This window comes from Pseudoalteromonas sp. CR1, assembly GCF_019392235.1.
In the GTDB taxonomy this organism is placed as follows: Bacteria; Pseudomonadota; Gammaproteobacteria; order Enterobacterales; family Alteromonadaceae; genus Pseudoalteromonas.
Genome location: NZ_JAHXRM010000029.1, coordinates 1 through 25,299 on the forward strand (window position 1 = coordinate 1; position 25,299 = coordinate 25,299).

The 25,299-nt window shown below is 37.2% G+C and carries 20 protein-coding genes and 1 tRNA gene; 17 read left to right on the forward strand and 4 right to left on the reverse strand.

Annotated elements, in window-relative coordinates; all coding sequences use genetic code 11:
• The 4 genes from KZZ04_RS17945 to KZZ04_RS17960 all read right to left on the reverse strand — a co-directional run.
• Window positions 1–3,413 (reverse strand): Ig-like domain-containing protein (locus tag KZZ04_RS17945; protein WP_219423572.1); only part of this gene is annotated, 3,413 nt, incomplete at its 3' end.
• A gap of 40 nt (window positions 3,414–3,453) precedes the next feature.
• Window positions 3,454–4,566, reverse strand: a complete 1,113-nt coding sequence (locus tag KZZ04_RS17950) for a FecR domain-containing protein (RefSeq protein WP_219423574.1) — start codon at window positions 4,564–4,566, stop codon at window positions 3,454–3,456.
• 12 nt (window positions 4,567–4,578) lie between these two features.
• Window positions 4,579–5,904, reverse strand: coding sequence for a hypothetical protein (locus tag KZZ04_RS17955; protein WP_219423575.1), 1,326 nt, complete (start codon window positions 5,902–5,904; stop codon window positions 4,579–4,581).
• A gap of 241 nt (window positions 5,905–6,145) precedes the next feature.
• Window positions 6,146–6,221: transfer RNA gene (locus tag KZZ04_RS17960), tRNA-His, on the reverse strand.
• Between the two features lie 274 nt (window positions 6,222–6,495).
• On the opposite strand from KZZ04_RS17960, the gene KZZ04_RS17965 reads away from it, so the two are divergent.
• The 17 genes from KZZ04_RS17965 (at window position 6,496) to KZZ04_RS18045 (ending at window position 25,106) form a co-directional block, all read left to right on the forward strand.
• Entirely contained in the window at window positions 6,496–7,314 is an 819-nt protein-coding gene (locus KZZ04_RS17965; RefSeq protein ID WP_138740305.1) for a mechanosensitive ion channel family protein, read from the forward strand.
• Between the two features lie 27 nt (window positions 7,315–7,341).
• Window positions 7,342–8,124, forward strand: coding sequence for a YdiY family protein (locus KZZ04_RS17970; protein WP_219423577.1), 783 nt, complete (start codon window positions 7,342–7,344; stop codon window positions 8,122–8,124).
• Window positions 8,125–8,246: 122 nt separating this feature from the next.
• A complete protein-coding gene (locus KZZ04_RS17975; protein WP_219423578.1) occupies window positions 8,247–10,916 on the forward strand; it encodes an SLBB domain-containing protein in 2,670 nt (889 codons plus the stop codon).
• Between the two features lie 58 nt (window positions 10,917–10,974).
• Window positions 10,975–11,937: a Wzz/FepE/Etk N-terminal domain-containing protein gene (locus KZZ04_RS17980; RefSeq protein WP_219423580.1), complete on the forward strand. Its 963-nt coding sequence runs from the start codon at window positions 10,975–10,977 to the stop codon at window positions 11,935–11,937.
• Window positions 11,938–12,023: 86 nt separating this feature from the next.
• The gene (gene rfbA / locus KZZ04_RS17985; RefSeq protein WP_219423582.1) at window positions 12,024–12,905 is read left to right on the forward strand and encodes a glucose-1-phosphate thymidylyltransferase RfbA; all 882 of its coding nucleotides are present in this window, start codon (window positions 12,024–12,026) and stop codon (window positions 12,903–12,905) included.
• Window positions 12,902–13,447, forward strand: coding sequence for a dTDP-4-dehydrorhamnose 3,5-epimerase (rfbC, locus tag KZZ04_RS17990; protein ID WP_219423584.1), 546 nt, complete (start codon window positions 12,902–12,904; stop codon window positions 13,445–13,447). Before rfbA ends, rfbC begins: the two co-directional genes overlap by 4 nt.
• A gap of 11 nt (window positions 13,448–13,458) precedes the next feature.
• A complete protein-coding gene (gene rfbB, locus KZZ04_RS17995; RefSeq protein ID WP_219423586.1) occupies window positions 13,459–14,523 on the forward strand; it encodes a dTDP-glucose 4,6-dehydratase in 1,065 nt (354 codons plus the stop codon).
• The gene (locus tag KZZ04_RS18000; protein WP_219423588.1) at window positions 14,520–15,353 is read left to right on the forward strand and encodes an NAD(P)-dependent oxidoreductase; all 834 of its coding nucleotides are present in this window, start codon (window positions 14,520–14,522) and stop codon (window positions 15,351–15,353) included. Before rfbB ends, KZZ04_RS18000 begins: the two co-directional genes overlap by 4 nt.
• Window positions 15,334–16,311 carry a hypothetical protein gene (locus KZZ04_RS18005; RefSeq protein ID WP_219423590.1) on the forward strand — a complete coding sequence of 326 codons (978 nt, stop codon included), beginning with the start codon at window positions 15,334–15,336 and terminating at the stop codon, window positions 16,309–16,311. Before KZZ04_RS18000 ends, KZZ04_RS18005 begins: the two co-directional genes overlap by 20 nt.
• Window positions 16,305–17,543 carry a hypothetical protein gene (locus KZZ04_RS18010; RefSeq protein ID WP_219423592.1) on the forward strand — a complete coding sequence of 413 codons (1,239 nt, stop codon included), beginning with the start codon at window positions 16,305–16,307 and terminating at the stop codon, window positions 17,541–17,543. Before KZZ04_RS18005 ends, KZZ04_RS18010 begins: the two co-directional genes overlap by 7 nt.
• The gene (locus tag KZZ04_RS18015; protein ID WP_219423593.1) at window positions 17,540–18,127 is read left to right on the forward strand and encodes an acyltransferase; all 588 of its coding nucleotides are present in this window, start codon (window positions 17,540–17,542) and stop codon (window positions 18,125–18,127) included. Before KZZ04_RS18010 ends, KZZ04_RS18015 begins: the two co-directional genes overlap by 4 nt.
• Window positions 18,120–19,460: a hypothetical protein gene (locus KZZ04_RS18020; protein WP_219423595.1), complete on the forward strand. Its 1,341-nt coding sequence runs from the start codon at window positions 18,120–18,122 to the stop codon at window positions 19,458–19,460. The genes KZZ04_RS18015 and KZZ04_RS18020 overlap by 8 nt, the downstream gene beginning before the upstream one ends.
• Window positions 19,447–20,553 carry a glycosyltransferase gene (locus tag KZZ04_RS18025; protein ID WP_219423597.1) on the forward strand — a complete coding sequence of 369 codons (1,107 nt, stop codon included), beginning with the start codon at window positions 19,447–19,449 and terminating at the stop codon, window positions 20,551–20,553. Before KZZ04_RS18020 ends, KZZ04_RS18025 begins: the two co-directional genes overlap by 14 nt.
• 7 nt (window positions 20,554–20,560) lie before the next feature.
• Window positions 20,561–21,565 carry an acyltransferase gene (locus tag KZZ04_RS18030; protein WP_219423599.1) on the forward strand — a complete coding sequence of 335 codons (1,005 nt, stop codon included), beginning with the start codon at window positions 20,561–20,563 and terminating at the stop codon, window positions 21,563–21,565.
• A gap of 8 nt (window positions 21,566–21,573) precedes the next feature.
• Window positions 21,574–22,461: an NAD(P)-dependent oxidoreductase gene (locus KZZ04_RS18035; RefSeq protein ID WP_219423601.1), complete on the forward strand. Its 888-nt coding sequence runs from the start codon at window positions 21,574–21,576 to the stop codon at window positions 22,459–22,461.
• Complete coding sequence (locus KZZ04_RS18040; protein WP_058550642.1) at window positions 22,461–23,009, forward strand: sugar transferase; 549 nt, start codon at window positions 22,461–22,463, stop codon at window positions 23,007–23,009. The genes KZZ04_RS18035 and KZZ04_RS18040 overlap by 1 nt, the downstream gene beginning before the upstream one ends.
• 162 nt (window positions 23,010–23,171) lie before the next feature.
• The gene (locus KZZ04_RS18045) at window positions 23,172–25,106 is read left to right on the forward strand and encodes a nucleoside-diphosphate sugar epimerase/dehydratase (RefSeq protein ID WP_219423603.1); all 1,935 of its coding nucleotides are present in this window, start codon (window positions 23,172–23,174) and stop codon (window positions 25,104–25,106) included.
• The last annotated feature ends 193 nt before the right edge of the window (window positions 25,107–25,299 follow it).

Below are 25,299 nucleotides of genomic sequence, written 5' to 3' on the forward strand. Positions count from 1 at the left end.
GCGTCGTTTATCGGGGCAACTGTAATGGCTAATGTGCTGCTAGCCGTGCCACCATTATTATCACTTGCAGTGTAAGTTACCGTTGCAACGCCGTTTGCATTGGCAGCAGGCGTGTACTGAATTTGGTTGTTTACAATAGTTGCCGTGCCTATATCAGCACTCGCAGTGTTTATTACTAAGCTGTCGCCATCCACGTCTGAATCATTCGCCAGTACATCAATGGAAATAGGCGCTGCATCTTCATCCATGGTTGCAGTATCGGCGGTAGCAGCGGGGGCGTCGTTTATCGGGGCAACTGTAATGGCTAATGTGCTGCTAGCCGTGCCACCATTATTATCACTTGCAGTGTAAGTCACTGTTGCCACGCCGTTTGCATTAGCAGCAGGCGTGTACTGAATTTGGTTGTTTATAATAGTTGCCGTGCCTACATCGGCAGTGACATTACTGATCACTAAGCTGTCGCCATCCACGTCTGAATCGTTTGCCAGTACATCAATGGAAATAGGCGCTGCATCTTCATCCATGGTTGCAGTATCCGCAGTGGCAACGGGGGCATCGTTGATTGGGGCAACTGTAATGGCTAATGTACTGCTAGCCGTTCCACCATTGTTATCACTTGTAGTGTAAGTCACTGTTGCCACGCCGCTTGCATTAGCCGCTGGCGTGTACTGAACTTGGTTGTTTACAATAGTTGCCGTGCCTATATCAGCACTTGCAGTATTTATTACTAAGCTATCACCATCCACGTCTGAATCGTTTGCCAGTACATCAGTAGTAATGGGTGCAGCGTCCTCATCCATGGTTGCAGTATCAGCAGTATCAGCAGTCGCAACTGGCGCATCGTTGATTGGTAAAATAGTAATACTTAGTGTTGAAGTCGCACTTGCATTTTGCGCATCTGTTATTGAATAAGTTACCGTTGCTGCACCGTTTGCATTGGCAGCAGGCGTGTATTGAATTTGATTATCAACAATTAGTGCTGTGCCACTATTGGCAGAGACTTCGCTTAATATTAAGCTGTCGCCATCAATATCTGAATCATTAGCTAAAACGTTTACTAATAGTGTAAGTGCATCTTCATTAATTGTAATGAGGTCAGTATTTGCAACTGGCGTGTCATTTACAGGCGTTACAGTAATTGTAACGCTGGCAGAACTGTCTTTTTCACCAGGCGATCCATTTTCATACCCATCAGTAATACTGTAGGTAAGAACAGTTTGGCCAGAAAAGTTGGCAGGCGGGGTATATTCAATTTGCCCATTAACAATGCTTGCTGAGCCAAGTGTGCTATTTACATTAAATAGTGTAATGGTATCGCCGTCAGCATCGGTGTCATTTGCTAATACATTAAACAGTTTTGCGCTGCTATCTTCGGCTATGGTGAACTGATCATCGCTTGCCTCAGGGAAGGTGTTATTTCCACTTTCACTTAGGGTTACTTGAGCGGTTGCGGTAAGGCCTTGCTCGTTTGAAATTGAATAAGAAAAGCTATCAACACCAGAAAAATCACTATTAGGTTGATAAGTAAATGAACCATCACTATTCAAAGTGAGCGTGCCGTTTTGAGGAGCAATAACAGGGGAAGTGTTTACATTAAGTTCGCCAGTTTCTATATTGAAGTCGTTAGCGAGTACGCCACTTTCTGCTGATACCGAAAACAAACTATTTCGGGCAAACTGATAAGCATCGTTTTGTGCAACCGGGTTATCAGGCTGGCTATTTACAATGATAGTGACAGTCGCTGTTGCACTCGCACCTAAAGAGTCAATGGCTGCGTATTGAAACTGATCTACCCCATTAAAGTTAGCATCAGGTATGTAACTAAAGCTGCCATCAATGCTAAGCAAAAGTTGCCCGTGAGTAGGGGCAACCATAAAGGTGTCGTCTACCGTAAATGTGTCACCGTTAGGATCAATATCATTACTAAGTACCCCATTTTCAGCAGAGACAACAAGCGTATTATCTTCGTTTACGGTATAGCTATCGTTATTAGCAACGGGGGCCGAGTTAGTATTGGTGCTTACAATAAATACACTTGCTGTAGCTTCACCGCCTTGGTTATCAATAACTTTGTATTGAAAGCTATCTTCACCTTGCATGTTTTGCTCGCCTTGGTATTCAAAGCTACCGTCAGCAAATAATGTTAACTGTCCGCGTAGTGGCTCACTAACAGGCGTTACATCAACCGTTAGTACATCTAAATCAACATCGCTATCGTTACCCAACAAACCGGGAGCTGAAACAGTTAACGTACCATCACTTGAAATATTATAGGTATTGTCTAGGGCAGTAGGCGCATCATTAATTGGCTTAATTGTTATTGCAACAACCGCGGTGTCGGTTCTGCCTAGCTCGTTAATAATTTGATAGCTAAACGCGTCTTCACCATTAAAGTTAAACGCAGGCTGATAAGTAAAGTTACCCGATTCGGTCATAGTTACTGTGCCATGCGAAGGGGCTACTAATACTTGTGTATTTGCACGCAGTTGTCCGCTATACGGATTCGCATCGTTTGTTAGTATATTACCTTGAAGGGTAGTATCTTCATCAATTTCAAATATATCGTTGTTAGCTGTTGGGGCAAAAGCAAGTTCTCCGCCTACGGGAGCAATGTTTATTAAGTTAGAAAACCCACTTTCACCACTGCCATCTACACCTGTTATAAGAGCTTGGTAGCTTTTGTTTGTAATCGTATTTGGTATTGTAAAAAAAGGGTTCGAAATGCTTAAAAATTGTTGGCCATTTTCAAGTTCATCAACATTAGAAGGCGACACACCCGGTTGGGTGGCAATGTATACGTTGTAACGGTTTAGCTCAGTGTTGGCTTGCCAAGTAAGGTTAATACCTTGATCTTCGCGTTGAGCTGTTACTCCCTCAATTTGATGAGGTTGCCAGCTAAATGTAATTGCATCGGCAAGTACTTGGTTTTGGAGTGTATCTGTAATCCATATTTCTAAACGTAAATCTCCGGCACTTACACCATACATAGATGGGCTAAGGCCAATAACAGAACGCTCGTATTCGATACCACAATTAGATGAACAAATAGGTAGGCTTTTATTAACGCCGGGTAATACTAAGTTTATTTCGCTAATACCGTCGGGATCGCGGGCGTTAAGTAAAAAAGAAACATTACCCTGTACTGTTTCTGTTTGAGTAAAGCCAATAGTAGCTTGCGAGTTTGCTAGTGCAGAGCCTACAGCGCCGCGACTCGCGGTATTTTCACCTAAAATCTGTATTTGTGTTGTTTTATTACTGGCTAAAACGCCCGCTAAATTTACATAACTTGCAACTGCTGGTGGGTTAACTGTAGATGTAGGCGCTTGCGCTTGAGGTTGTTGCTCATCTGAGCCTCCACAAGCACTTAATGCAAACATCATTGAACCAAGCAAAAGGTGTTTTTTTGCGGTCATTATTTAATACTCCAAAATAAAAGCGGCCTATCCAATGTGTTTACGGTTCTAATATAAAAGAGCCGCTCGCGTTTACATCTGGATTATTAATTTCATTAAGCTGAAAGTTACCAATAATGGTATCTAGGTCATTCAAAAACACCGCGTCTATGTCACCTTGTGCTTTATTGTTTCCGTATGAGGCAAACGTAATAGCTAAATCTAGTTTACTCAGATTTATTAAACCACTGTACGCCGCATACCAAGTACCGCCGGCATCATTAAAGCTAATTTCGCCATCGGGCACTGTCCCATTGTCAAAATCAACGGCCATAGTCATAGAAAAGTCGGTGACGCCTCCTGCACTTGAAGCCACACTAAAATCAGAAGCGTTGTAGTTAAAAATACCTTGGCGCTGAGCTATTTGGTCAACTAAAGATGCATTATCTACAGCCTGAAATTGCTGCTCAGAGTATGCAGCTGCTGTGCTATCATCTTCTAAAATAGCGTTGTTTGTTGAGGCTGTTTGAGTTTGCTCTGTTTCTTCACTTTCACTATTAGGCTCAATAGTTGCAACGGTTTGATCAAATACAGCTGCGGCACGCGTTGTTGTAAAAACATCACCAGTCCCTGTTATTTGTGCAAACGAAAATGCTTCATTATCGCCCAGCGACAGCACATTATTATTTGTAAGTGTTAGGTCGATAGCCCCATCCCACACAGCTATATATACATCACTACCCACTAACTGGACTTCAAAGTGCGTGCCACGAATACCAATTGACCCTACAGGGGTTTTAACGTCATAAGCACCGCCATTTTTTTTAATAACGCCAGATATAGAACGCAGGCCGCCTTTAAGTAACTCGATAGATGCCGACCCTTGTTGTGTGTTTTTATCAAACTGGTAATTGGCTATATTAAGTTCTGAATTTTCTTTTAAAGAAATTAAACCGCCATCTAACATTGAAAACTGCGCTTTACTTTGGTTGCCAGTCGTTATTCGGTCTATACCAAAAACAGTATCACGACGCTGCAATTGACGTTGTTGGGCTGCCTCATTTGTTGCTAATACAGAGCCTCGGGCCAAAATTGTTTTACCCGCTGGCTCACTTGCTTGCGCATAAAAATTTACACAAAGTAAGGCGCTAATGATAGGAAGTATGTGTTTCATAAATACCTTAAATTAAAATGAGTAAGAGGCGCTTAAATTAATGTCTAAACGGTCGTATTCGAACAAAGCAATATTGCTGCTTTTATCCTGATAGTTAGTGGTTAGTTGCAACGCAAAATCACGATTTACTAAGTAGCGAACAGTAGCCGAGAGCATAAGTAGGTTATCGGCACGCTTTTGCAAAAATAAAGGATGATCTTCCTGATAATTAATCCATTGGTAACCAGCAAGTGAAAGTAATTGCCAATTTTTGGCTAATTGAGTGTTGGCTTGGTAGTACACACTGGTGCTTTGGCGACTATTAAACTCTCCCTGAGTTAAGTCAGCATCTTCATTTTTAACATTGACACTAAAGCGGTTAAACCAATGCTGTGTTGAATAACTTACTCCAGTATTAATCGCATAAAATGTATTATCGAGCTTGTCGTCAAATCGGTTGTTTAACTCCCCCCCACTGAGCGCTGCAAAAAGGCTAATACTGTCAGATAACTCAAAATCAGCACCCAAGGTAATAGCCGACTCTGTTCTATAAAGCTCCGAATCAAGCATCAAAGGCGTTGTTGAAACCTGAACGTGCCAATTAATACTTCCAATATCATAATTATATGCAGCACTTAAATGAGCATTAACGCGGTCATACTGACTCAGTTCAGCGAATTTATACCACCCAGCGTTAGCGTTTATAACAACAGCGCTTTGTTGATCAATAGGGTAGGAATATTTACCTGAGTAATTAAGCTTAGCGTAACTATCATCTGTGCTTTTACTTTCAGGAGATAACAAAAATTCACCAATTTCAGGAATTATAATTGTATTTTCTGTGGTGCCTGCATTAACGTTGCCATCAACGCCCAACGCAAACTCAATATTTTGAGAGTAAAAATCACCGGCTCGTTTACTGTGTAAATTTGATCTATCTAACAATGCCTGTGCAGAGGTTTTTATGGTGTTTGGCGCTCTTGAAGAGTTGATAAGCATTAATGCTTGCTTTTGTGCAGCAGGAAAGTTTTTTACCGCCATATAAGCGCGAGCTAAAAACAAGCGTGCTTCATACCACTTTGGGTTACTTTCAATAGTGCGCTCAAAAGCAAAAATAGCCTCAGCAGTATGATTTAACTTTAAAGCCGAAACGCCCAACAAAAAATCATAAGTGGGTTCGCCTATATACTGGTTTTGTTCTTGGCTTAGCTGGTAGGCTTGGCGATATTTTTTTTCAGAGACTAACTTTTGTACATCGATCAAAAACTGGCTGTAGCTATTACTATTTTGCGCAATAGAACTAAAACTAAGAGCGGTTAAACAGCTATAAAGGAAAAGTTTTAAAATCGGTTTAGTCATGCTTAATTATATATCTTGAAAAGTGTAGATATATTTTACAGTAAAAATAGATTTTGAACAGAAAATAAGCGTTTTATAATAAAAATACACAATGAATTCAATGATATTTAGCTATAAACAAAAATAGTAATTAATGGGGAGTAATACAAGGCTCGCAGTACAGGGAGAATATAGTTGGACTAAAAAAGAATTGTATTTAATGATTGAGTATATATTTTACAGAAAGATAAGAAGAGAAAAATGGGGCGATTGACGGGGCTTGAACCCGCGACAACCGGAATCACAATCCGGGGCTCTACCAACTGAGCTACAACCGCCACTACACACCTTGTTTGGTGTGGCGCGCATAATACATAAAATAATAAACCTTGTGAAGCCTTAAATTAAAAAAAATTAAATTTAAAAATAAAATCTAAAAACTCACTCTCGTACAGCGAAAGTTCAGGAATGCTTGTTCAAGCTGTTCGCGATTAAAAACTATAAACAATACGCCATATATATAGTATGAATTCATTAATAAATGAGAACGAATTGTAAATTAATGTATAATGCTAACCGGAAAAACATTAATCAAAAACATTTGGAGTAAACATGGATTCAGTACTTAATTGGCTTAATGATAACTCAGGCTTAATTTTACACTATAGTATTCAAGCAGTTGTTGCGCTTATTATCTTTTTAATAGGTAGTAGGGTTTCTAAGTTTTGTTCTAACTTAACAGAAAAAGGGTTTGCAAAAAAACAGGTAGACAAAGCGGTTGGCTCTTTCGTAGCAAGCATTGTGTATACTCTTGTATTTGCATTAACAGTACTAATGGCGCTTTCGCAAATTGGTATTGAAACAACGTCATTTATTGCAATTTTAGGTGCGGCTGGTTTAGCTGTTGGTTTAGCGCTGCAAGGTTCATTGTCTAACTTTGCATCTGGCGTGCTTATTATTTTACTTCGCCCGTTTAAATCGGGTGATTTTGTAGAAGCCGGTGGCAAATCTGGTACGGTTAAGAAAATCGAAATTTTTTCAACTGAACTTCGCACACCAGATAATAAAGTAATCATTGTTCCTAACTCTCAAATTATGTCGGGCGCTATTACTAACTTTTCAAGAGAATCAACTCGTCGTATCGATTTAGTTATTGGTGTTGGTTACGATGCTGATTTACGCCAAGCAAAAGAAGTATTAAAATCAGTACTTGATGCAGAGACTCGTTTACTAACAGACCCTGCTTATACAGTAGCTGTTAATGAGCTAGGCGACTCAAGTGTTAACTTTGTAGTGCGTCCTTGGGTTAATGCTGCTGACTACTGGCCTACATATTTTTCATTAATGGAAAATATTAAAATTGCATTAGACGACGCAAATATTTCAATTCCATTTCCGCAAATGGATGTTCATTTACACAAGCAAGACTAATTTTTAGTATTAAATAGGTTATTTTTAATGAAATTAAAGCTTTTATCAGTGTTAGTTGCAGCATCTGCTGCGACTAACGCTTTCGCTGAAGATGCAAATCAAAAAACGTGGGAAGTTACCAGTGAGCTTGGTGCTATTGTTACTAGTGGTAACACTGAAACAACAACGCTTAAAGGTGGTATTAAAGTACAACACAATCTTGAAAGCTGGAACAACGAATACAAGCTTGATGGTATCTACAAAGAAGATGAAGTTGACGATGCAAACGGTAACAAAGTTACTCAACGCACAAACGAAAAGTACTCAATTTCAGCCCAAGGTAACTATAAATTAAATGAAGAGCATTCTCATTTATTCATTTATGGTTCACACGTTTCAGACTACTTTGGTGCATACCGAAGCGAATCTGTAATCTCAGCGGGTTATGGCTTACGTTTGTTAAATGAAAAAACAATGTGGTTAAGCGCAGAGATTGGTCCTGGTTACAAGTATTTTGAATACCCAGATGACAGCACTGAAATAGATGAAAATGGTAATCCACTTGCCGGTGAGTTTGAAGGTGAAGTGATTGCCCTTGGTAAATTAGACTACAACTGGCAAATCTCAGACAATGCGCGTTTTACTCAGTTAGTGGCGGTTGAATACGGTGATACAAACACTAAAACACGTTCAGAAACTGCATTGCTTGCTAAAATTAATGGCTCTCTACAAATGAAAGTGGCTTTTAATGTAACCAACAACTCAGACGTTGCTGATGACAAAGAAAGCACAGACACAGAGACGTCATTCACACTAGTTTACAGTTTTTAACCAAAATCACTAAATTAGTGACATTTAAATGACAAAAGGGGCTAAAGTCCCTTTTTTATTTGCCTCAGATTAATGTATTATAGCCACCAATTTTGGTTGTAGACCTAGGGATATACCTACTCGTGAAAGTTTTTACACAATTATTAAGTGCTTTTGTTCTTTTATTTAGCATTAACGCAATGGCTTTCACGCCTACCGCGTCGCAGCTAGAACAATTTAAAAAACTACCCAAATCACAGCAAGAGGCATTAGCCAAGCAGTATGGCGTAGACCTTTCTACAATCACAGGGTCAAACCAGTCAAGTAATCAAACACAAACCGAGCAGCCAACAATTGGTGAACGTTCAGAGCCACAACAAGAAGAGCTTAGCGATGATGAGCGCTTCAATCCCAAAAAAGATGAATTAAAACCATTCGGGTATTCACTGTTTGCCGGTGAACCAACCACTTTTATGCCAAACGAAAGTGCGGCTGTTCCTGATACTTATTTAGTGGGCCCTGGGGATCAGTTAAACATTAACTTTTATGGTAAAGAAAGTGAGAGCTTTGATGTTACAGTAGACCGTGAAGGCAGAATTAGCATTCCCGATTTAACACCAGTTCAAGTTGCAGGTTTAACGTTTGCAGAAGTGAAAGCGCTTATTAATGCAAAAGTAGAGCAAGAAGTTATAGGCGTAAAAGCGTTTGTATCGCTCGGGCAGTTACGCAGCATGCGTATTTTAGTATTAGGTGAGGCTTACAAACCAGGTAGCTACAGTGTTTCGTCTTTAACCACCGTATCGCATGCATTGTTTGTCAGTGGTGGGGTATCTGACATTGCTTCTCTTCGTAATATTCAGGTTAAGCGTGCTGGTAAAGTGGTTAGTAATTTCGATTTATACGATTTACTCATCAAAGGCGACAGCAGTAAAGATATAGTGTTAAAACCAGGGGATGTTGTATTTGTACCTTCGGTTGGTGCGCAAGTAACCGTTGATGGGTTGGTAAAACGCCCTGCTATTTTTGAGCTTAAACAAGGTGAATCGGCTAAACAACTTTTGAATATGGCCGGTGGATTAAAGCCAGAGGCTTATGCTAAAAACGTGGTTGTTGAGCGTTTTAATAATCAGCGTAAAGAAATACTCTCTGTTGATTTTAGCAAAAGTAACATTAACTATATTCCAAAAGATGGCGACCGAATTCGTTTTAATTCGGTAAGTTCACAATACGAAAATTCAATCAGCCTAATTGGTGCAGTTGCACGCCCAGGCAGCTATCAGTGGTATCAAGGTAAACGTATTTCAGACGTACTTAAGTCTGTGCGCGGCGATTTACTCCCGCAGGCAGATTTAAGCTACGGCTTATTAATTCGTGAAACAAACATTAATGGTGATATAGAAGCGCACCAATTTGACGTAGCGCAAGCGATTATTAAAAACGCTGACAATAACCTAGCGCTTAAAGCGAATGACAAAATCATCGTATTCAGCCGCTTTGAAGAAAAAGAAATAGAAAAAACAGCGCTTGAAAACATGGCGCTAAGCCAAGAGCAACAAGAGCAACAACTTAAAGCTGAGCAATGGCATAAGTTTAAGCAAAAAGAGTTTGAAAAATACATTGGTATAGATCAAGAAGAAAAAACCATTACTGAAAGTGGGCAGGCGCTTACAATTGCTGATATTTCAAAACGTAAAGCTAATGAACAAGCGCAAGAGTTAAAAGCTGAAGACTATGCCTTTTTTAGTCGACATAACTTACTCCTTCCTATTATCGAAAAGTTAAAACAGCAAGCATCAATAGCGCAAGCTATGCAGCTAGTTGAAATTAACGGTAACGTAACTTACCCAGGTATTTACCCGCTGACCGTAAGCGGCGAAGTAGCCGACCTAGTAACGGCAGCAGGTGGCTTATTAGAATCGGCTTATACTAAACAAGCTGAAATTACGCGCATTGTTTTAGGTGATGCCTCTCAGGTAGAACATGTACGATTTGATCTTGAAAGTGCTCTAAAAGGTGAATCACAAAACAATATTAGCCTTCGTAGTAAAGACAGCATTAACATTTTCTCGATTCCTAACTGGCAAGAAAATGTAAAAGTAGAGCTAAAAGGCGAACTGAAATTCCCGGGTACATACACCATTCGACGTGGTGAAACGCTTACTGATTTACTTAAGCGTGCGGGCGGTTTTTCTGAGTTTGCAGAACAAAATGCAGCAATATTTACCCGTGTTTCTATAAAAGAGCAAGAGCAACAACAACTAGCCCGCTTATCAACCGAGTTACGCCGCGATATTGCTTCTAAAAGCTTCCAAAATTCAGTAAGCGGTAACTCTCTTTCATACGATGAGATGGATAAACTACTAACCGATTTAGCCAGCGTTGAAGCGGTAGGGCGTTTAGTTATTGATTTACCCTTAATAGTAAATAACCAACAAAACTTAGTACTTCAAAATGGCGACACGTTATACGTACCAAGTAAACGTGACTCTATAAGCATTATTGGTGAGGTTAACTACTCTACATCGCACCTTTATAAAGCCAGTGTAAGTGTAGATGATTACATTGACCTAAGCGGCGGCCTTAAAGAACGAGCAGCAGAAGACCGCATTTACATTATTAAAGCCAACGGCTCTGTTGAAATCCCAAATACAGGAGGCTGGTTCGCGGCTAATAATGCAAACCAGTTAGAGCCAGGTGATACAATAGTAGTACCAATGGATGCAGGACATATGGATAAGCTAACATTGTGGAGCACTGCAACGCAGATTCTTTATCAATTAGGTGTAGCTGTGGCTGCGATTGGTAGTTTGTAATTTAATAGTTACCTAGTATTCAATTTCAGTAACTCTAAATAAATGAGATAACTTATTAATGGAAAAAAGTGTGGATTCACAGAATACTCAACAAAGTATGTATGCTGAAGATGAAGGCGTAGATCTTAAAGGTTTTTTCTTAACTATTTGGAAAGGCAAATTAATAATTGCAATGGTAACAGTCATTTTTACGGGGTTATCTGTTGCTTTAGCTCTTAGTCTTCCTAATATTTATAAAGCTGAAGCACTCCTTTTTCCTGCGGAAAATGGAAAAGGTGATGGGGGGTTAGCTGCACTAGCAGGTCAATTTGGTGGTCTAGCCAGTATGGCTGGAATTGATTTAGGTGCAGGTTCTTCTGATAAGTCAGCATTAGCAATTGAAGTATTAAAATCTAGAAAATTTACAAGTGAGTTCATTGAGCGTCATAACATTTTACTAGATTTAATGGCTGCCGAGAGCTGGTCATATGAAGTGAATACTATAGCCTATGATGATGATATCTATGATACCAAAACAAGCTCTTGGGTCAGAGATGTTGAATTTCCATTTAAGCCAAAGCCATCACTGCAGGAGGCTTACAAAGAATTTAAAGAGATCGTTTATATAAACTCCTCAAAAGATACCGGCATGATTACAATTTCTGTTGAACATATCTCGCCTTACGTTGCTCAACAATGGGTTCTGTGGCTTGTTGAAGATATTAATAAAGAAATGAAAGAGCGAGATGTTGCTGAGGCAATTAAAAGTACTGAATTTTTAAAGCAACAAATCGAAACCACGAAAGTTTCAGATATTAAAACAGTATTATTTCAGCTTATTGAGGAGCAAGCTAAAACAATTATGTTTGCTGAAGTTCGAGATGAGTATGTCTTCAAAACAATTGATCCTGCTTTAGTTCCCGAAGAAAGAGTTAGCCCAAAAAGAGCGCTTATATGCATTGTAGGGGCATTGTTTGGCATTTTAATTGGTATTCTAATTATCTTGAGTAAAAATTATTTTAGAGAACAAGAAAGTGTTTGATAACTTAGCTCTTTTTTACAGTTCACTCAATATCATCATTTTTTAAGTTAAGCCTGAAGTTCAGGAATTACTATTATGGAAGCTATATGACTAAAGGTATTATTTTAGCGGGTGGTAGCGGGACTCGCCTTTACCCATTAACGAAAGTCGTAAGTAAACAACTTATGCCCGTTTATGACAAACCGATGGTTTATTATCCGATTGCTACTTTAATGAATGCAGGCATTAAAGATATCCTAGTCATAACAACACCAGTAGAACTAGATCGCTTCAAAGAATTGCTAGGTGATGGCAAGGATTGGGGTATAAATATTGAGTACAAGGCTCAACCATCACCAGATGGTTTAGCTCAGGCATTTTTGCTGGGTGAAGAGTTTATTGGTAGTAGCAATGTCGCATTGATCTTAGGTGATAACCTTTTCTATGGTCATGACCTTGTTAAGTCACTGCAAATAGCTGCTTCTAGAAAGTCTGGAGCAACTGTTTTTGGTTATCATGTAGCAAACCCATGTTCATATGGTGTTGTTGAGTTTGATGATAGTGGTAAAGCGATTTCTATAGAAGAAAAGCCAGAATTGCCAAAGTCAAACTATGCTGTTCCAGGTTTATATTTCTTTGATAACAAAGTTGTTGGGTACGCGAAGAATGTTGAAGCTTCACCCAGAGGTGAGCTAGAAATAACAGATGTTATTGAACAGTATTTAAACACTAACTCTTTAGATGTTGAAATTATGGGACGCGGAACGGCTTGGTTAGACACAGGTACTCATGACAGCTTGTTGCAAGCAGCACAATTTATCGAAACCATAGAAAAAAGACAGGGATTAAAAGTAAATTGTCCAGAAGAAGTCGCTTTTCGAATGGGGTACATCAATGAGCAACAGTTACAGCAATTAGCTGCGCCATTAGTCAAAAGTGGTTACGGTGAGTATTTGTTGAGCCTACTTTCAAGAAGGGTATTCTCATGAATATAATTGACACAGCTATTCCTGATGTAAAAATCTTAGAGCCTAAAGTTTTTGGTGATGAACGAGGCTTTTTTTTAGAAACGTTTCGTGAAGACTGGTTTCGAGAGCATGTTGCAGATGTAACTTTTGTACAAGATAATCACAGTAAATCAGGACAAGGAATTTTAAGAGGTCTGCATTATCAAACGCAGCAAACACAAGGTAAGTTAGTGCGTGTGATAGCTGGTGAAGTTTATGATGTAGCCGTTGATGTACGTAAAAATAGCCCAACTTTTGGAATTCATGTAGGTGTTTTATTAAACAGTGATAATAAAAGACAGCTTTGGGTGCCAGAAGGTTTTGCACACGGTTTTTATGTGACAACTGAATCTGCTGAATTTGTTTATAAGTGCACAAATTACTACGCACCTGAATTCGAACAAAGCGTCCTTTGGAATGATCCTAGTCTTGCTATTCAATGGCCTCTAGTAAATAGTATGCAGCCATTACTATCACCTAAAGATAAAGCTGGCTTAATGTTAGCAGATGCTCCTACCTTCTAATCGAGTAATTTATGAGTAAAACAATTTTTGTAACTGGCGGAGCTGGTTTTATTGGTTCTGCATTAGTTCGCTTTTTAATAAATGAAACCGAACATACGGTAGTTAACTTCGATAAGCTTACGTATGCGGGTAACTTAGAGTCATTAGCATGTGTAGAGCAAAATGAAAGATATCATTTTGTGAAAGGCGATATTTGTGATCGTGAGATAGTCAACGCTACGCTTGCCAAATTTCAACCAGACTTTATCATGCATTTGGCTGCGGAAAGCCATGTGGATCGTTCTATTGATGGACCAGGTGAATTTATTCAGACAAATGTTGTTGGAACCTATGAACTACTAGAAGCTGCTAGAACTTACTACGATTCTCAAAAAGATGAAAAGAAAGCAGTATTTCGCTTTCACCACATTTCAACAGACGAGGTATACGGCGACTTAGGGGAAACAGGTCTTTTCACTGAAGAAACGCCTTATGAGCCTAGTTCACCTTATTCTGCATCTAAGGCGGCATCGGATCATCTTGTTCGAGCATGGAACAGAACTTTTCAACTGCCAGTAGTGCTAACAAATTGCTCAAATAACTACGGCCCATATCACTTTCCTGAAAAATTGATCCCGTTAATTATTCTTAATGCTTTAGAGGGCAAGAAGCTTCCAATATATGGCGATGGTAAGCAAGTAAGGGATTGGTTATTTGTTGAAGACCATGCACGAGCACTTTATAAAGTTGTATCTGAAGGCAAGCTTGGCGAAACATACAATATCGGTGGCTTCAATGAAAAACAAAATATCGAAGTAGTTACAACAATTTGTAACCATCTGAATGAGCTAATTACAGAAAAGCCTGATGGTTTAGATAATTTTAAAGAGTTAATTACATTTGTACAGGACAGGCCCGGCCATGATTTAAGGTATGCAATCGACGCTTCAAAAGTAAACAAAGAGCTAGGATGGGAACCACTTGAAACTTTTGAGTCAGGCATTCTAAAAACAATTAAATGGTATTTAGAAAACTCACAATGGTGTGAAAATGTTCAGTCAGGTAATTATCAACGTGAGAGGCTTGGCAGCGCATGATGTATACAGTTATTGGTGGTAAAGGGTTCATTGGTAGTGAAATTGTAAAACAGTTTAGCGAAGCTGGTGAGCAAGTATATGTACCTGAAAAGCTAGATAAAGGTGTTTTCAATAAGCCATTGGGCACAGTGATTTATGCTGCAGGGCATGGCGACTGCGCTAATAATCCAATGAAAGTATTCGATTCAAACGTCAGTTACCTAGTAAAAATGCTAGAAGGTAGCCAATTTGATAGGTTTATTTACATTTCATCTACGCGTGTCTACATGAATCAGCAAGCAAGTTATGAAAGTGCTGATCTGACAGTTTGCGCAAAAGATAACAGAGCGCTATTTAACTTAACAAAGCTTACAGCTGAAAACCTAGTTTTAAACTCAGTAGATAAAGCAATTGTTGTGCGGCCTAGTAACGTATACGGTTTGGCAGTAAATAGCCCTCTATTTTTACCTTCAATTGTTAGAGACTCGATCGCTAATAAAGAAGTTAACATGTATATTTGCGAGGATTATCAAAAAGATTATGTTTCAGTGGTTGATGTGGCTGATGCCATTTACAAGTTAGCTAAAGCTGATATACAAAGCAATGATATCTTCAATATTGCCTCAGGAAGAAATACTAGAGCGGATACAATTGCAAAAGTAATAACTGATAAAACAGGCTGTAAAGTAAATTGGTTTGAAAGTAACGTTAATGAAGCCTTTTCTGAAGTTGATATTAGCAAACTACAAAGTGTGGTTGATTTTAATCCTGCCAAAATCGAAGACGATCTAGAGTCAATGATTAATTCATTTACGGAATTTTACAACAAATATGAAAGTTTTACTCTTTAGTCCAGATACTTTTGGCTATTACAAAAAAATTATAAATGTGTTGGAGTCAAAAGGCCATTTAGTTGACTGGATTAACCACATTTATGTAAAGAGTAATTTTGATCGAGTAAAATCAAGGTTAATGCCAAGCTTTACAAGCAAGTTAACAGAAAAACATTTCATAAATGAAATTAACTGGCAAGGTGACTATGAATTAATTATTGTCATTAAAGGTGAAGGCCTTTCAGAGTGTTTACTTGATAAAATGAAGCAAGGCTTTAGCAAAGCTAAATTCGTGTATTACTCCTGGGATTCACTGTCTAATGTAAAAGGCGCTCAAGGAAAGTTTAAGTATTTTGATGCTACAAAGTCATTCGATAGGATTGATTGCCAGAATATTGAAAACCTTGAGTACTTACCTCTTTTTTATAGCAGAGAATACAGCAGAAAGGTAAGTAGAGTCGCAGATAATAAATATTCGGCAGCTTTTGTTGGAACATTGCACTCTAATCGCTTTAGTGATGTATCAGGGATGGCTTCTTTAGTTGAAAAGAATCTTAATAAACCTGCTTTCACATTTTTTTATTACCCTAGCAAACCTGTTTTTAAAGTTCTTCAAGTTATTAACAAAATATTTCGAAAGATACCAATCGAAGAGGTTTCTTTTGATAAGCTCAGTGTTCAAGATGTTTCTGATGTAATGTGCGATTCTGAGGTTATTATTGATTATGGTCATCCCGATCAAACAGGCTTAACAATGAGAACCATTGAGACCTTAGGAATAAACAAAAAGCTAATTACTAATAATAAACTAGTTATGGAAGAACCTTTTTATAAAACTGAAAATATTTTTGTAATTGGCCAGCAAAAAGAGCAAGAACTAGCCGAATTTTTAACTTATCCATATGTGCCAGTTAGTAATGAAGTTTATCAAAGTTACGCCATAGAAAACTGGGTTGAGCGTTTAATCCAATGCTGAAAAAACTCTTTTCTAGTGCCTTTCTATTAATGCTTAGTACTTTAATAGCGAAAGGTTTTATATTAATTCTTAATATTTTAATTGCTCGTTACACATCAAAAGATACTTATGGAACTTTTGCGTTTTTGCGAAGCACAATAAACTTATTTGAGACTACATTTAGCTCAGCGGTTAACCCTTTCGCTGTTAAAGAAAGCGCTAAAGAGAACTCTAGTAAAGTCGCAGTGCTTGCATATGGCGTATTCTATGCACTTACTGCATTGACCATCTCAACCTCATGCTTGTTATTATGGGGAAGCAGTTCATTTATAGGTAGTTTATCTTCTTTTGACTTTTTGACGCTCCAAATAGTTTTGACAGTAGTAATATTGATTTCACTGACTCTGTTAAATGGTTATTTGATTTCTGTGCACATAGGGAAAGGCATTTATAAAGTAATTTTCTTCTCAACAGTAATTAGCATTGTTTTATCAGCCGCTGTTATTTTCTATACATATGAAGATATTACTGTAGAAATAGCCTTATTTTATATGCTTATTTATCAGTTTACTGACTTAACAGTGAAAGCGTTTAATATATTGAGTAATCACACACATACTTTAAAAAATATTGAATACAATGTGCTTTTTCAGAAAACTAAAGGAGTATTCAATACGGTAAAGCCAGTAATTGTTGGTTCTGCAATTAATGCTTTTATCTTTTGGTTTGTAAGGTATATAACAGCTAATAGTGAGAATGGCTTTGTAGCACTCGCTGAGTTCGATGTTTCATTTCAGATATTTATGATTTGTTCAATTCTTTTAAATATCATCTGTAATATTGTTTTACGAAATTTGACAAAGCTCCATGAGTTAGGAGGCAATGTAAAGCAACTTCTCAGCTATGCTATGCAGTATATGTCGTTATCATGCTTACTATTCGTTGGTGTTGGCTATTTCCTTTATGATTATTTTTTACTTTTATATGGTGATAAATACACCACGGATTTATTTTTAGAAGTAACTTTAATCTGTTTATTTTACTCTGTTGCTTTAGCATTCAATAGAGTAATGGTTGTTATGAATAAAACATATCAACTTTTTTATGTTGCCTTAACTTCTGCGATAGTCATGGGCGCATATATTTTAACAGTAACTGCAAGTGCAGAGAGTTTAGCAATATCATTCAGTGTATATTATCTAACCTCATGTTTTGTTTATTTATATATTTTTAAATATAGGCTTATCAAATGATTGATCGTATTACGAAACTTTATCAAGATAGCGGCTTACTACTTTTCTGTGTACGAATTCCTTTGCGCTTTATAAAAGTTCTTTTCGATATCTTAAATACTTTATTTTATAAGGCTGTATGTAAAAAAGTAGGTAAAAATGTGCGTATCGAATTTGGTGCTAGAATTGAGTCACCTAAGCTTGTAAGGATAGGTGATGGGGTATTTATTGGAAAAGGAACATTGCTTGTATCAGAGAACAACACAGGTGAATGTATTATAGAAGATAAAGTACATATATGCCGAGATTGCCATATAGATCACACAGGTGGATTAACTATTGGAAATAATACCTTGTTATCAGAAGGTGTCGTCATTTACAGCCATAGCCATGGCTACGACCCTAAAAGCAAGCCTGTTAGTATAAAAAAGGAAATTGCAGCAAATTGTTGGTTAGGCACACGTGCAATTTTATTAGAAACTGCTGAAAGTATCGCTGAAAAAACCATCATTGCGAGTGCTGCGGTTGTATCTAAGTCTATTATAGAAAAACAATGCATATTTGGTGGTGTACCTGCAAAAAGAATAAAACAGTACAATGATTGATGCATTTATAACCTTTTATTTTATTGTTCTATTACTGTTACTTCTTTATTTAAAAAAGGGGAAGAAAGATTTTTTTCATGTTATTCCTTTTTTTATTTTGTTTTCTATGGCTGAGGTGCCATATCTATATTTTATCGCTCATAATCAGCAAGAACTTCACCCAAAAGTTATCTATTACTTAGATGACTTTAGCTTTGCTTTTTTTCAGCATGTTCTGTACAAGCTAATATTTGCAATAGTTTGCATTTTTACCATGGCTTTCTTTGAGCCTAAAGGTAAACTTTTTGGCGTATCTAGTGTTGGCGTAGATATGAAGGTTGTAAAATTTAAATATGCGAGCTATTTCTTTATTGCCCTCACGATAATAATGTTTGCTTTGTTCCTTCATAAAGTAGGCGGTTTCTTCTTTCTGATAAGTAATATGGATAATAAAACCTTGGTAGTTCAAGGTACTGCAATGTATAGGAATATTTTTTTTATATCTGCGATGCTGTCTATAGGCTACTACATAACTTACTTGTCATTGAAAAGAATTAAGCTTAAAAATTATCTTTTTCTATTTTTTATATCAGTGTTTTTCTTTGCCATGCTGGCGTCTTATGGCGAAAGAAAAAATCCACTACTACTTTTAGTTTTCTTAATTCTAATGTGGAATTATAAAATTAAAAACGTAAATGTTTTTTCTGTTAAAAACCTACTCTTATTATTCTTTTTAGTATTCTTTGCTTCTCTTGCACCTATTTTAAGGGTTGATGGAGCATTAGATTACTATATGTCAGATCCAGGCTCATTAATACCTGACGCCCTGCCATATATGGGCGAGTTGTTTAAGCGATTCAGTGATATTGATATCTCGCTATTCATCTTTCCATATTTTGACTCTATTAATAAGCTTTGGTTTGGTAGTACGTTTATGGACTTCTTTACTGGGTTTATTCCAAGCTCATTTTATGAGGCTAAACCACCACTAGATGAAGGTGTTTATATCTATAATTTCGCTCAAGGAAATAATGTTGCAATTAACTCACCATTTAAGTACATGATCCCTGTAGGTTGGCCTCTAAGCCGTGTAACTGCAGGTTATGTACATTTTGGGCCTGTTGGAGTTATTTTGTATGCAATTTTGACAGGTATGATTTTAAAATATTTCTATCAGGTAATGATCAGCTCAAAGTTTGCACCTTTATGGGTTTCTTTTTATGCCTTCATGATGTTGACAGGGTTTGGTATTTCAAACGCTTTTATTTTTAACACATTAACCATCTTCGTTTTATTAATGTTATTCACTTTGTTTATTTACTTATTTGAGGGCAAGAAGAATGTATCTCGTTAACTTTTCAAATCAGATTGCTGCAGGCCCCAAAAACATTGCTAATAATTTTATTCGCAATGCACTTCAAAGTGGTGAGAAGTTCGTATTTATTGTTCCAAACTTGCCTGAGTTTCTAATATATTCAGAGACAGAAAATTGCAAATTTGTAGTTGTTGATGTGGTACCAGGCAGTATTAAAGCCTTATTGAATGTGTTTAAAGTCAACTTTTCACTGATGAATTCATTAGTAAAAAAATATGAGCCGAAAGCAATTCTTGCTTTCGGTAATTTTTTGTTCGGTATTAAAAGTAATCATAAAAAAGTAGTCTTACTTCATCACCCATACATCGTCGATGACCGTTTATATGTTAGTTTGAGTGGAGTTGCAAAAATAGCTGAGAAAATTAAGCGTCACCTTTTTAGTAAAACAGTTAAAGCCGTAGACACAGTTGTTGTTCAAAGTAGCTATATGCAAAAGTTGCTCAATGAAAAAGTAGCAATTGATTCTGAAATTATTTTTAATCCAATTAGCGATAACTTCAAAAGAGAAAGCATTGTAGACTTTCAAACTAAGCAGAAGTTGCCCAAAGTAAAAGAATTACTTTATGTTAGTCGTTTTTATGCACATAAAAATCATACATTTTTATTGAAACTTGCTACAGCAATAAAAGAAAAGGCATTGCCTGTCGTTATTAATATTACGGTTGATGAATCAATACCTGAAGCTGCAGAGTTTATAGCTGCTATAAAAGAGCAACATCTACCGATCAATAACTTAGGGGAGTTACCTCAGGCAGATCTTAAACAGTATTATCAAGACTTTGCATTTGCGGCTATTTTCCCTTCAAAATCTGAAACTTTTGGTAATCCACTAATAGAGGCTATGTTTTACGATCTGCCTGTTATTGCCCCAGACCTTGATTATGCTCATTCTGTTTTAGATCAAGCTGGCGTGATTTATAAAGAAGATGATGTGCATGACTGCTTAAAACAGATTAGTAAGCTATTTGATGTTGAAACGTATAACAATATTCGCTTAGCTTCACACACTAGGGCGCAATTATTTCCTGATTCAGCTTTATGGTTTGAAACTTACATGGCCCTTTTGAGGTAGCACATAAATGAAGTATGTATATAAAAGTAATAATCTAGACTTTTTAAGGTTGGTACTGGCCACGGCGGTAGTGTTTTTGCATTTAGCTTTTTTAGCTAAAACACCACTGACGGAATCAGTTAGTGAGTCATTACATTGGCTATCTGGTAATGCGGTGTCTACATTCTTTATCGTTAGTGGCTTTCTGATTTATATGAGCTACGACAGAAAAAAAACCGTAATTAATTATTTTTGGGGGCGTTTACTTCGCCTTTACCCTGCTTACATTTTGCTAATTTTGTTTTCTAGCTGTTTATATCTCTTTGTCGGAGACGGGAGTTCGGTTGGAAGCTATGCATCTGAAATTAAATACTTCGTAGCAAATGGGTTTTTTTTGAATTTCTTAGCACCTACTATTGATGGTGTATTTTCAACGAATCCAGAGCCCTTTATTAATGGCTCATTATGGACTTTAAAAATAGAAGTTATGTTTTATTGCATGGTACCTATCTTCTACATGCTCTTAGAACGCAAATATAGTTGTTTATACATGTTAGCAATCTATGTATTGTCATTTATTTATAAAGATTTTATCTTATTTCATAAAGATACAATCCCAATGGCAGAAACACTGGCATCTCAGCTGCCAGGGCAAATGATGTATTTTATTGCAGGTATATTTTGCTTTAAATACTTTGATATTTTAAAAAGACAATTTTCAGCATTGTTAATTACATCAGTTATTTTGATATGGTTAAATTTTTATTACTTACAACCATTTGTAATTGCTGTTTTCATTACATTGGTATTTATTGCACTGCCTAATGTACTTTCATTTAAAAAGTTGGGCGATATTTCATATGGTGTATATATCTTTCATTTCCCGATCATTCAGTTATTTATAGCAAACGGTTTTGAGTTTAATACGGTTTCATCTTACTTTGTACTATTTACGACTATTTTTGTTGTCTCTACAGTTTCGTGGAAACTAGTTGAAGCACCAAGTTTAAGACTTAAGAATAGATTCTTTTAGGAGTTAATATGGGAGTCTTAATTACGGGTGGAAATGGCTTTATTGGTAAAAAACTTGTTGATTATCTATCAAAAGACTTTTCGATATCGATAACACAAAGAGCTGACGAAACTATTCCTCAAGCCGCAGTGAAATCTGTAGTAACAGGTGACTTATCTGAGTTTTTAGAGTGGGATAGTGCGGTTAATGGATGCTCTCAAGTTGTCCATTTAGCATCGTTCGCCCATAAACATACACCAACTATTCAAGAGCTTGAGCAAACAAATATTAGAGCCTTAAAAGACTTATTAGTAGCATGTAAAAATAATAATATAAAAAAGTTTATTTACTTTAGTACGGCGTATGTCCATGGTAAATGTGCTGACGTAGATGTTAATGAAAACTCTTTGTTGATTAAAGGGGTACCACAACTTCAAACGAGGATCATCGCAGAAAATTTAGTAAAAACTTTTTGTTCCGATTCAGGTATTGATTACATTATAATTCGCCCTACACTTATTTTAAGCTATGATGCACCAGGGAATATAGGAACCTTAGCTAGATTAGTCTCTAAAGTTCACTCTTTTCCTTTCAAAGCAATAAAAAACCAGCGTTCATACTTATCAGTAGATAAACTACTTAGTTTCATCAAGTTTTGCTTAATGAGCGACAGAGCTAATGGTGAAATCTATCTATTAGCTGATGAAAAAGCTCTATCACTCCAGCAAGTATTGAATTTTCTTGCAGGTAAAGAAAAAGTAAATATTAAGCACTTTTACTTTCCTGAAATATTGCTTCGTTTGGGGTTAAGAGTTCTAGGCCAAAAAGAACGTGAAAATGTCTTGCTTGATAACTTTGTTGTAGACTCATCGAAAGCAGATAAACTTTTAACAGAAATAGATTTGGATAGATATTAATGTTACGTATTTTAGATTTTCTTTTCGCATTATTTGGATTGGTATTTGCTTTTCCATTTTTTATTATACTTTTTATCATTGGCTTATTTGATACTGGCTCGCCGCTTTTTATGCAAGAGCGTGTTGGTCGTAATAAAAAACCGTTTACTTTAGTTAAATTTAGAACAATGACAGTAGATACAGCATCGGTTGCAAGCCATTTAGCAAGCAGTGCATCTATCACTCGTTTTGGCGGTTTTTTACGTAAAACTAAATTAGATGAGCTACCGCAGCTTTGGAATGTACTTAAAGGTGAGATGAGCTTAGTTGGGCCACGCCCAGGACTATTTAATCAGCAAGAGCTTACTCAAGCACGTGAGGCTAAAAATATATACAATGTGCGTCCTGGCATTACTGGCTTAGCACAAGTAAGCGAAATAGATATGTCTACTCCAGAGCTGTTAGCTGAAACCGATGCAAAAATGATAACCACGCTAAATCTTAAAAATTACTTTACATACATACTGCAAACAGTAACAGGGAGTGGCAGTGGCGATAGAGTAAAATAACCAAATTACATACACAAATTTACAAAAAATAACCAAATACATAAAGACTATATTATCTTTTATATATAGTCTTTAACTATTAAGTGCAATGGTTGTTCATCTTGTAGTAAAATTGTAATCAATAGAATAGCAATATGATTGCTGACTTCAGGGAAATGTATTGTGTTTTTAAAATTTTTAGTTAACTTACCTCGCCCACAGAAAAGAGTGGTATCACTTGTTATAGATAGCATTTTTATTATTGTTGCTTTTTGGCTTGCTTTTTTACTTAGGCTAGACAGCACCGTTGTTTTAAAAAATACACACACATGGGGGCTTTTGGCAATATTACTTCCGTTGAGCTTATTGAGCTTTGTCAAACTAGGTCTTTACCGAGCTGTTCTGCGCTACATGAATACGCAAGCGGTATGGGCTATCGTTGCTGGTGTTGTGCTTTCTACTGTATTTTTAACTGTATTATCCTTTTTTTTAAGTGCCCCTGTTCCGCGCACTGTGCCGTTTATATATGCTAGTTTTTGTATTTTATTTGTAGGTGGGTCAAGGTTAACAGCGCGGGCTATTGTCGGGCAAATCACTATGCGTCGCAAAGAAGGTGTAATTATATATGGAGCAGGCTCTGCAGGCCGTCAATTAGCTATAGCACTGGCTAGCGGACCAGAGTACTCACCTGTTGCGTTTATAGATGATGACCCTAAAAAACACTTATCATTAATACAAGGTGCTTGCGTGTATTCACCTACACAGATAGCTGAAGTTGCCGAGCAAAAATCTGTTAACAAAATTTTACTCGCTCTGCCTAGTACCTCCCGAAGTCGTAGAAAAGAGGTCCTTAACTCGATTGAAAAGTACAAGTTACAAGTCATGACCATACCAGGAATGGCCGATATAGTGTCGGGAACTACAAGCGTTGATGCAATTAAGGATGTAGAAATTGATGACTTACTTGGAAGAGAGTCAGTTAAACCAAGACAAGATTTAATGTCATCAAACATTAGCAACAAAGCAGTTATGGTTACTGGTGCCGGTGGTTCAATAGGCTCAGAGCTATGTAGGCAAATAATAAAAAATAACCCAACAAAAATTGTGTTGTTTGAGCTTTCAGAGTTTGCTTTATACGCTATAGAAAAAGAACTTTCAGAATATTGCTCTGCAAATAATCTAAATATTGAAGTTTTACCAATACTCGGATCTATACAAAATAAAAAATTAGTTGAATCTACATTTTCAACTTTTAGTATTCAAACTGTTTACCACGCTGCAGCTTATAAACATGTTCCACTGGTAGAACATAACGTAGTTGAAGGTGTTCGCAACAATGTTTACGGAACCTATAACGTGGCAACCGCAGCCATTTTTACCAATGTAGAAACATTTGTTTTAGTGTCTACTGATAAGGCTGTTCGCCCAACAAATATAATGGGTACAACTAAGCGTATGGCCGAACTTGTGCTGCAAGGCCTTTCGGAAGTGCAAAATACAACACGTTTTACCATGGTTAGATTTGGTAATGTATTGGGTTCTTCAGGCTCTGTTGTACCACTGTTCAGAAAACAAATAAAAGCAGGTGGTCCAATAACACTAACCCATCAAGACATAACGCGATATTTTATGACCATACCAGAGGCCGCTCAACTTGTTATACAAGCGGGGGCTATGGGATTAGGTGGTGACGTTTTTGTGCTTGATATGGGAGAGCCTGTAAAAATTAAAGACCTTGCAACAAAAATGGTGCACTTGTCTGGATTAGAAGTTAAACATGAAAAACGACCTAATGGCGATATAGAAATTAAATGTACTGGCTTGCGCCCTGGTGAAAAATTATACGAAGAGCTGTTGATTGGCGATAACGTCACAGGAACAGATCACCCCAGAATACTCAGTGCTCACGAAATAAAAATGCCATGGGCTGAATTAGATACCTTTTTAGCTAACCTAAAAATTGCATGTGACGAGTCTGACCATCTTCAAATTCGTAAGTTACTTTTACAAGCGCCCACAGCTTTTTCACCTACTGATGGTATTTGCGACCTTAATTGGAAAGAAAAACAAACTAGCCAATCAAATGTAACCGTTTTGCCTAATATAAGCAGTTCTTGAGTCGCTTTTATAACAAACGATTGTTGGTGTTTTAAATCTTAACCATCCGCGTGAGTAAGCTTATGCCTACAAAGGTACCCAAAACCGCTAATACTAAGGTTTAACACCATGTAGGCGCCTTGCTTGCTGGCGCGTTAAAAGTATAGCTTTTACATTTAATAATTCGCGTAAGCAAGCTTCACGCCTACAAAGG

Bases quoted from the DNA above. Each gene is read 5' to 3' on its own strand.
- rfbB (WP_219423586.1), top strand. From the start codon at position 13,459: ATGAGTAAAACAATTTTTGTAACTGGCGGAGCTGGTTTTATTGGTTCT.
- KZZ04_RS18000 (WP_219423588.1), top strand. From the start codon at position 14,520: ATGATGTATACAGTTATTGGTGGTAAAGGGTTCATTGGTAGTGAAATT.
- KZZ04_RS17950 (WP_219423574.1), bottom strand. From the start codon at position 4,566: ATGAAACACATACTTCCTATCATTAGCGCCTTACTTTGTGTAAATTTT.
- KZZ04_RS17970 (WP_219423577.1), top strand. From the start codon at position 7,342: ATGAAATTAAAGCTTTTATCAGTGTTAGTTGCAGCATCTGCTGCGACT.
- KZZ04_RS17965 (WP_138740305.1), top strand. From the start codon at position 6,496: ATGGATTCAGTACTTAATTGGCTTAATGATAACTCAGGCTTAATTTTA.
- rfbC (WP_219423584.1), top strand. From the start codon at position 12,902: ATGAATATAATTGACACAGCTATTCCTGATGTAAAAATCTTAGAGCCT.
- KZZ04_RS17955 (WP_219423575.1), bottom strand. From the start codon at position 5,904: ATGACTAAACCGATTTTAAAACTTTTCCTTTATAGCTGTTTAACCGCT.
- KZZ04_RS18030 (WP_219423599.1), top strand. From the start codon at position 20,561: ATGAAGTATGTATATAAAAGTAATAATCTAGACTTTTTAAGGTTGGTA.
- KZZ04_RS18005 (WP_219423590.1), top strand. From the start codon at position 15,334: ATGAAAGTTTTACTCTTTAGTCCAGATACTTTTGGCTATTACAAAAAA.
- KZZ04_RS18025 (WP_219423597.1), top strand. From the start codon at position 19,447: ATGTATCTCGTTAACTTTTCAAATCAGATTGCTGCAGGCCCCAAAAAC.
- KZZ04_RS18040 (WP_058550642.1), top strand. From the start codon at position 22,461: ATGTTACGTATTTTAGATTTTCTTTTCGCATTATTTGGATTGGTATTT.
- KZZ04_RS18010 (WP_219423592.1), top strand. From the start codon at position 16,305: ATGCTGAAAAAACTCTTTTCTAGTGCCTTTCTATTAATGCTTAGTACT.
- KZZ04_RS18020 (WP_219423595.1), top strand. From the start codon at position 18,120: ATGATTGATGCATTTATAACCTTTTATTTTATTGTTCTATTACTGTTA.
- KZZ04_RS18015 (WP_219423593.1), top strand. From the start codon at position 17,540: ATGATTGATCGTATTACGAAACTTTATCAAGATAGCGGCTTACTACTT.
- KZZ04_RS18035 (WP_219423601.1), top strand. From the start codon at position 21,574: ATGGGAGTCTTAATTACGGGTGGAAATGGCTTTATTGGTAAAAAACTT.
- rfbA (WP_219423582.1), top strand. From the start codon at position 12,024: ATGACTAAAGGTATTATTTTAGCGGGTGGTAGCGGGACTCGCCTTTAC.
- KZZ04_RS17980 (WP_219423580.1), top strand. From the start codon at position 10,975: ATGGAAAAAAGTGTGGATTCACAGAATACTCAACAAAGTATGTATGCT.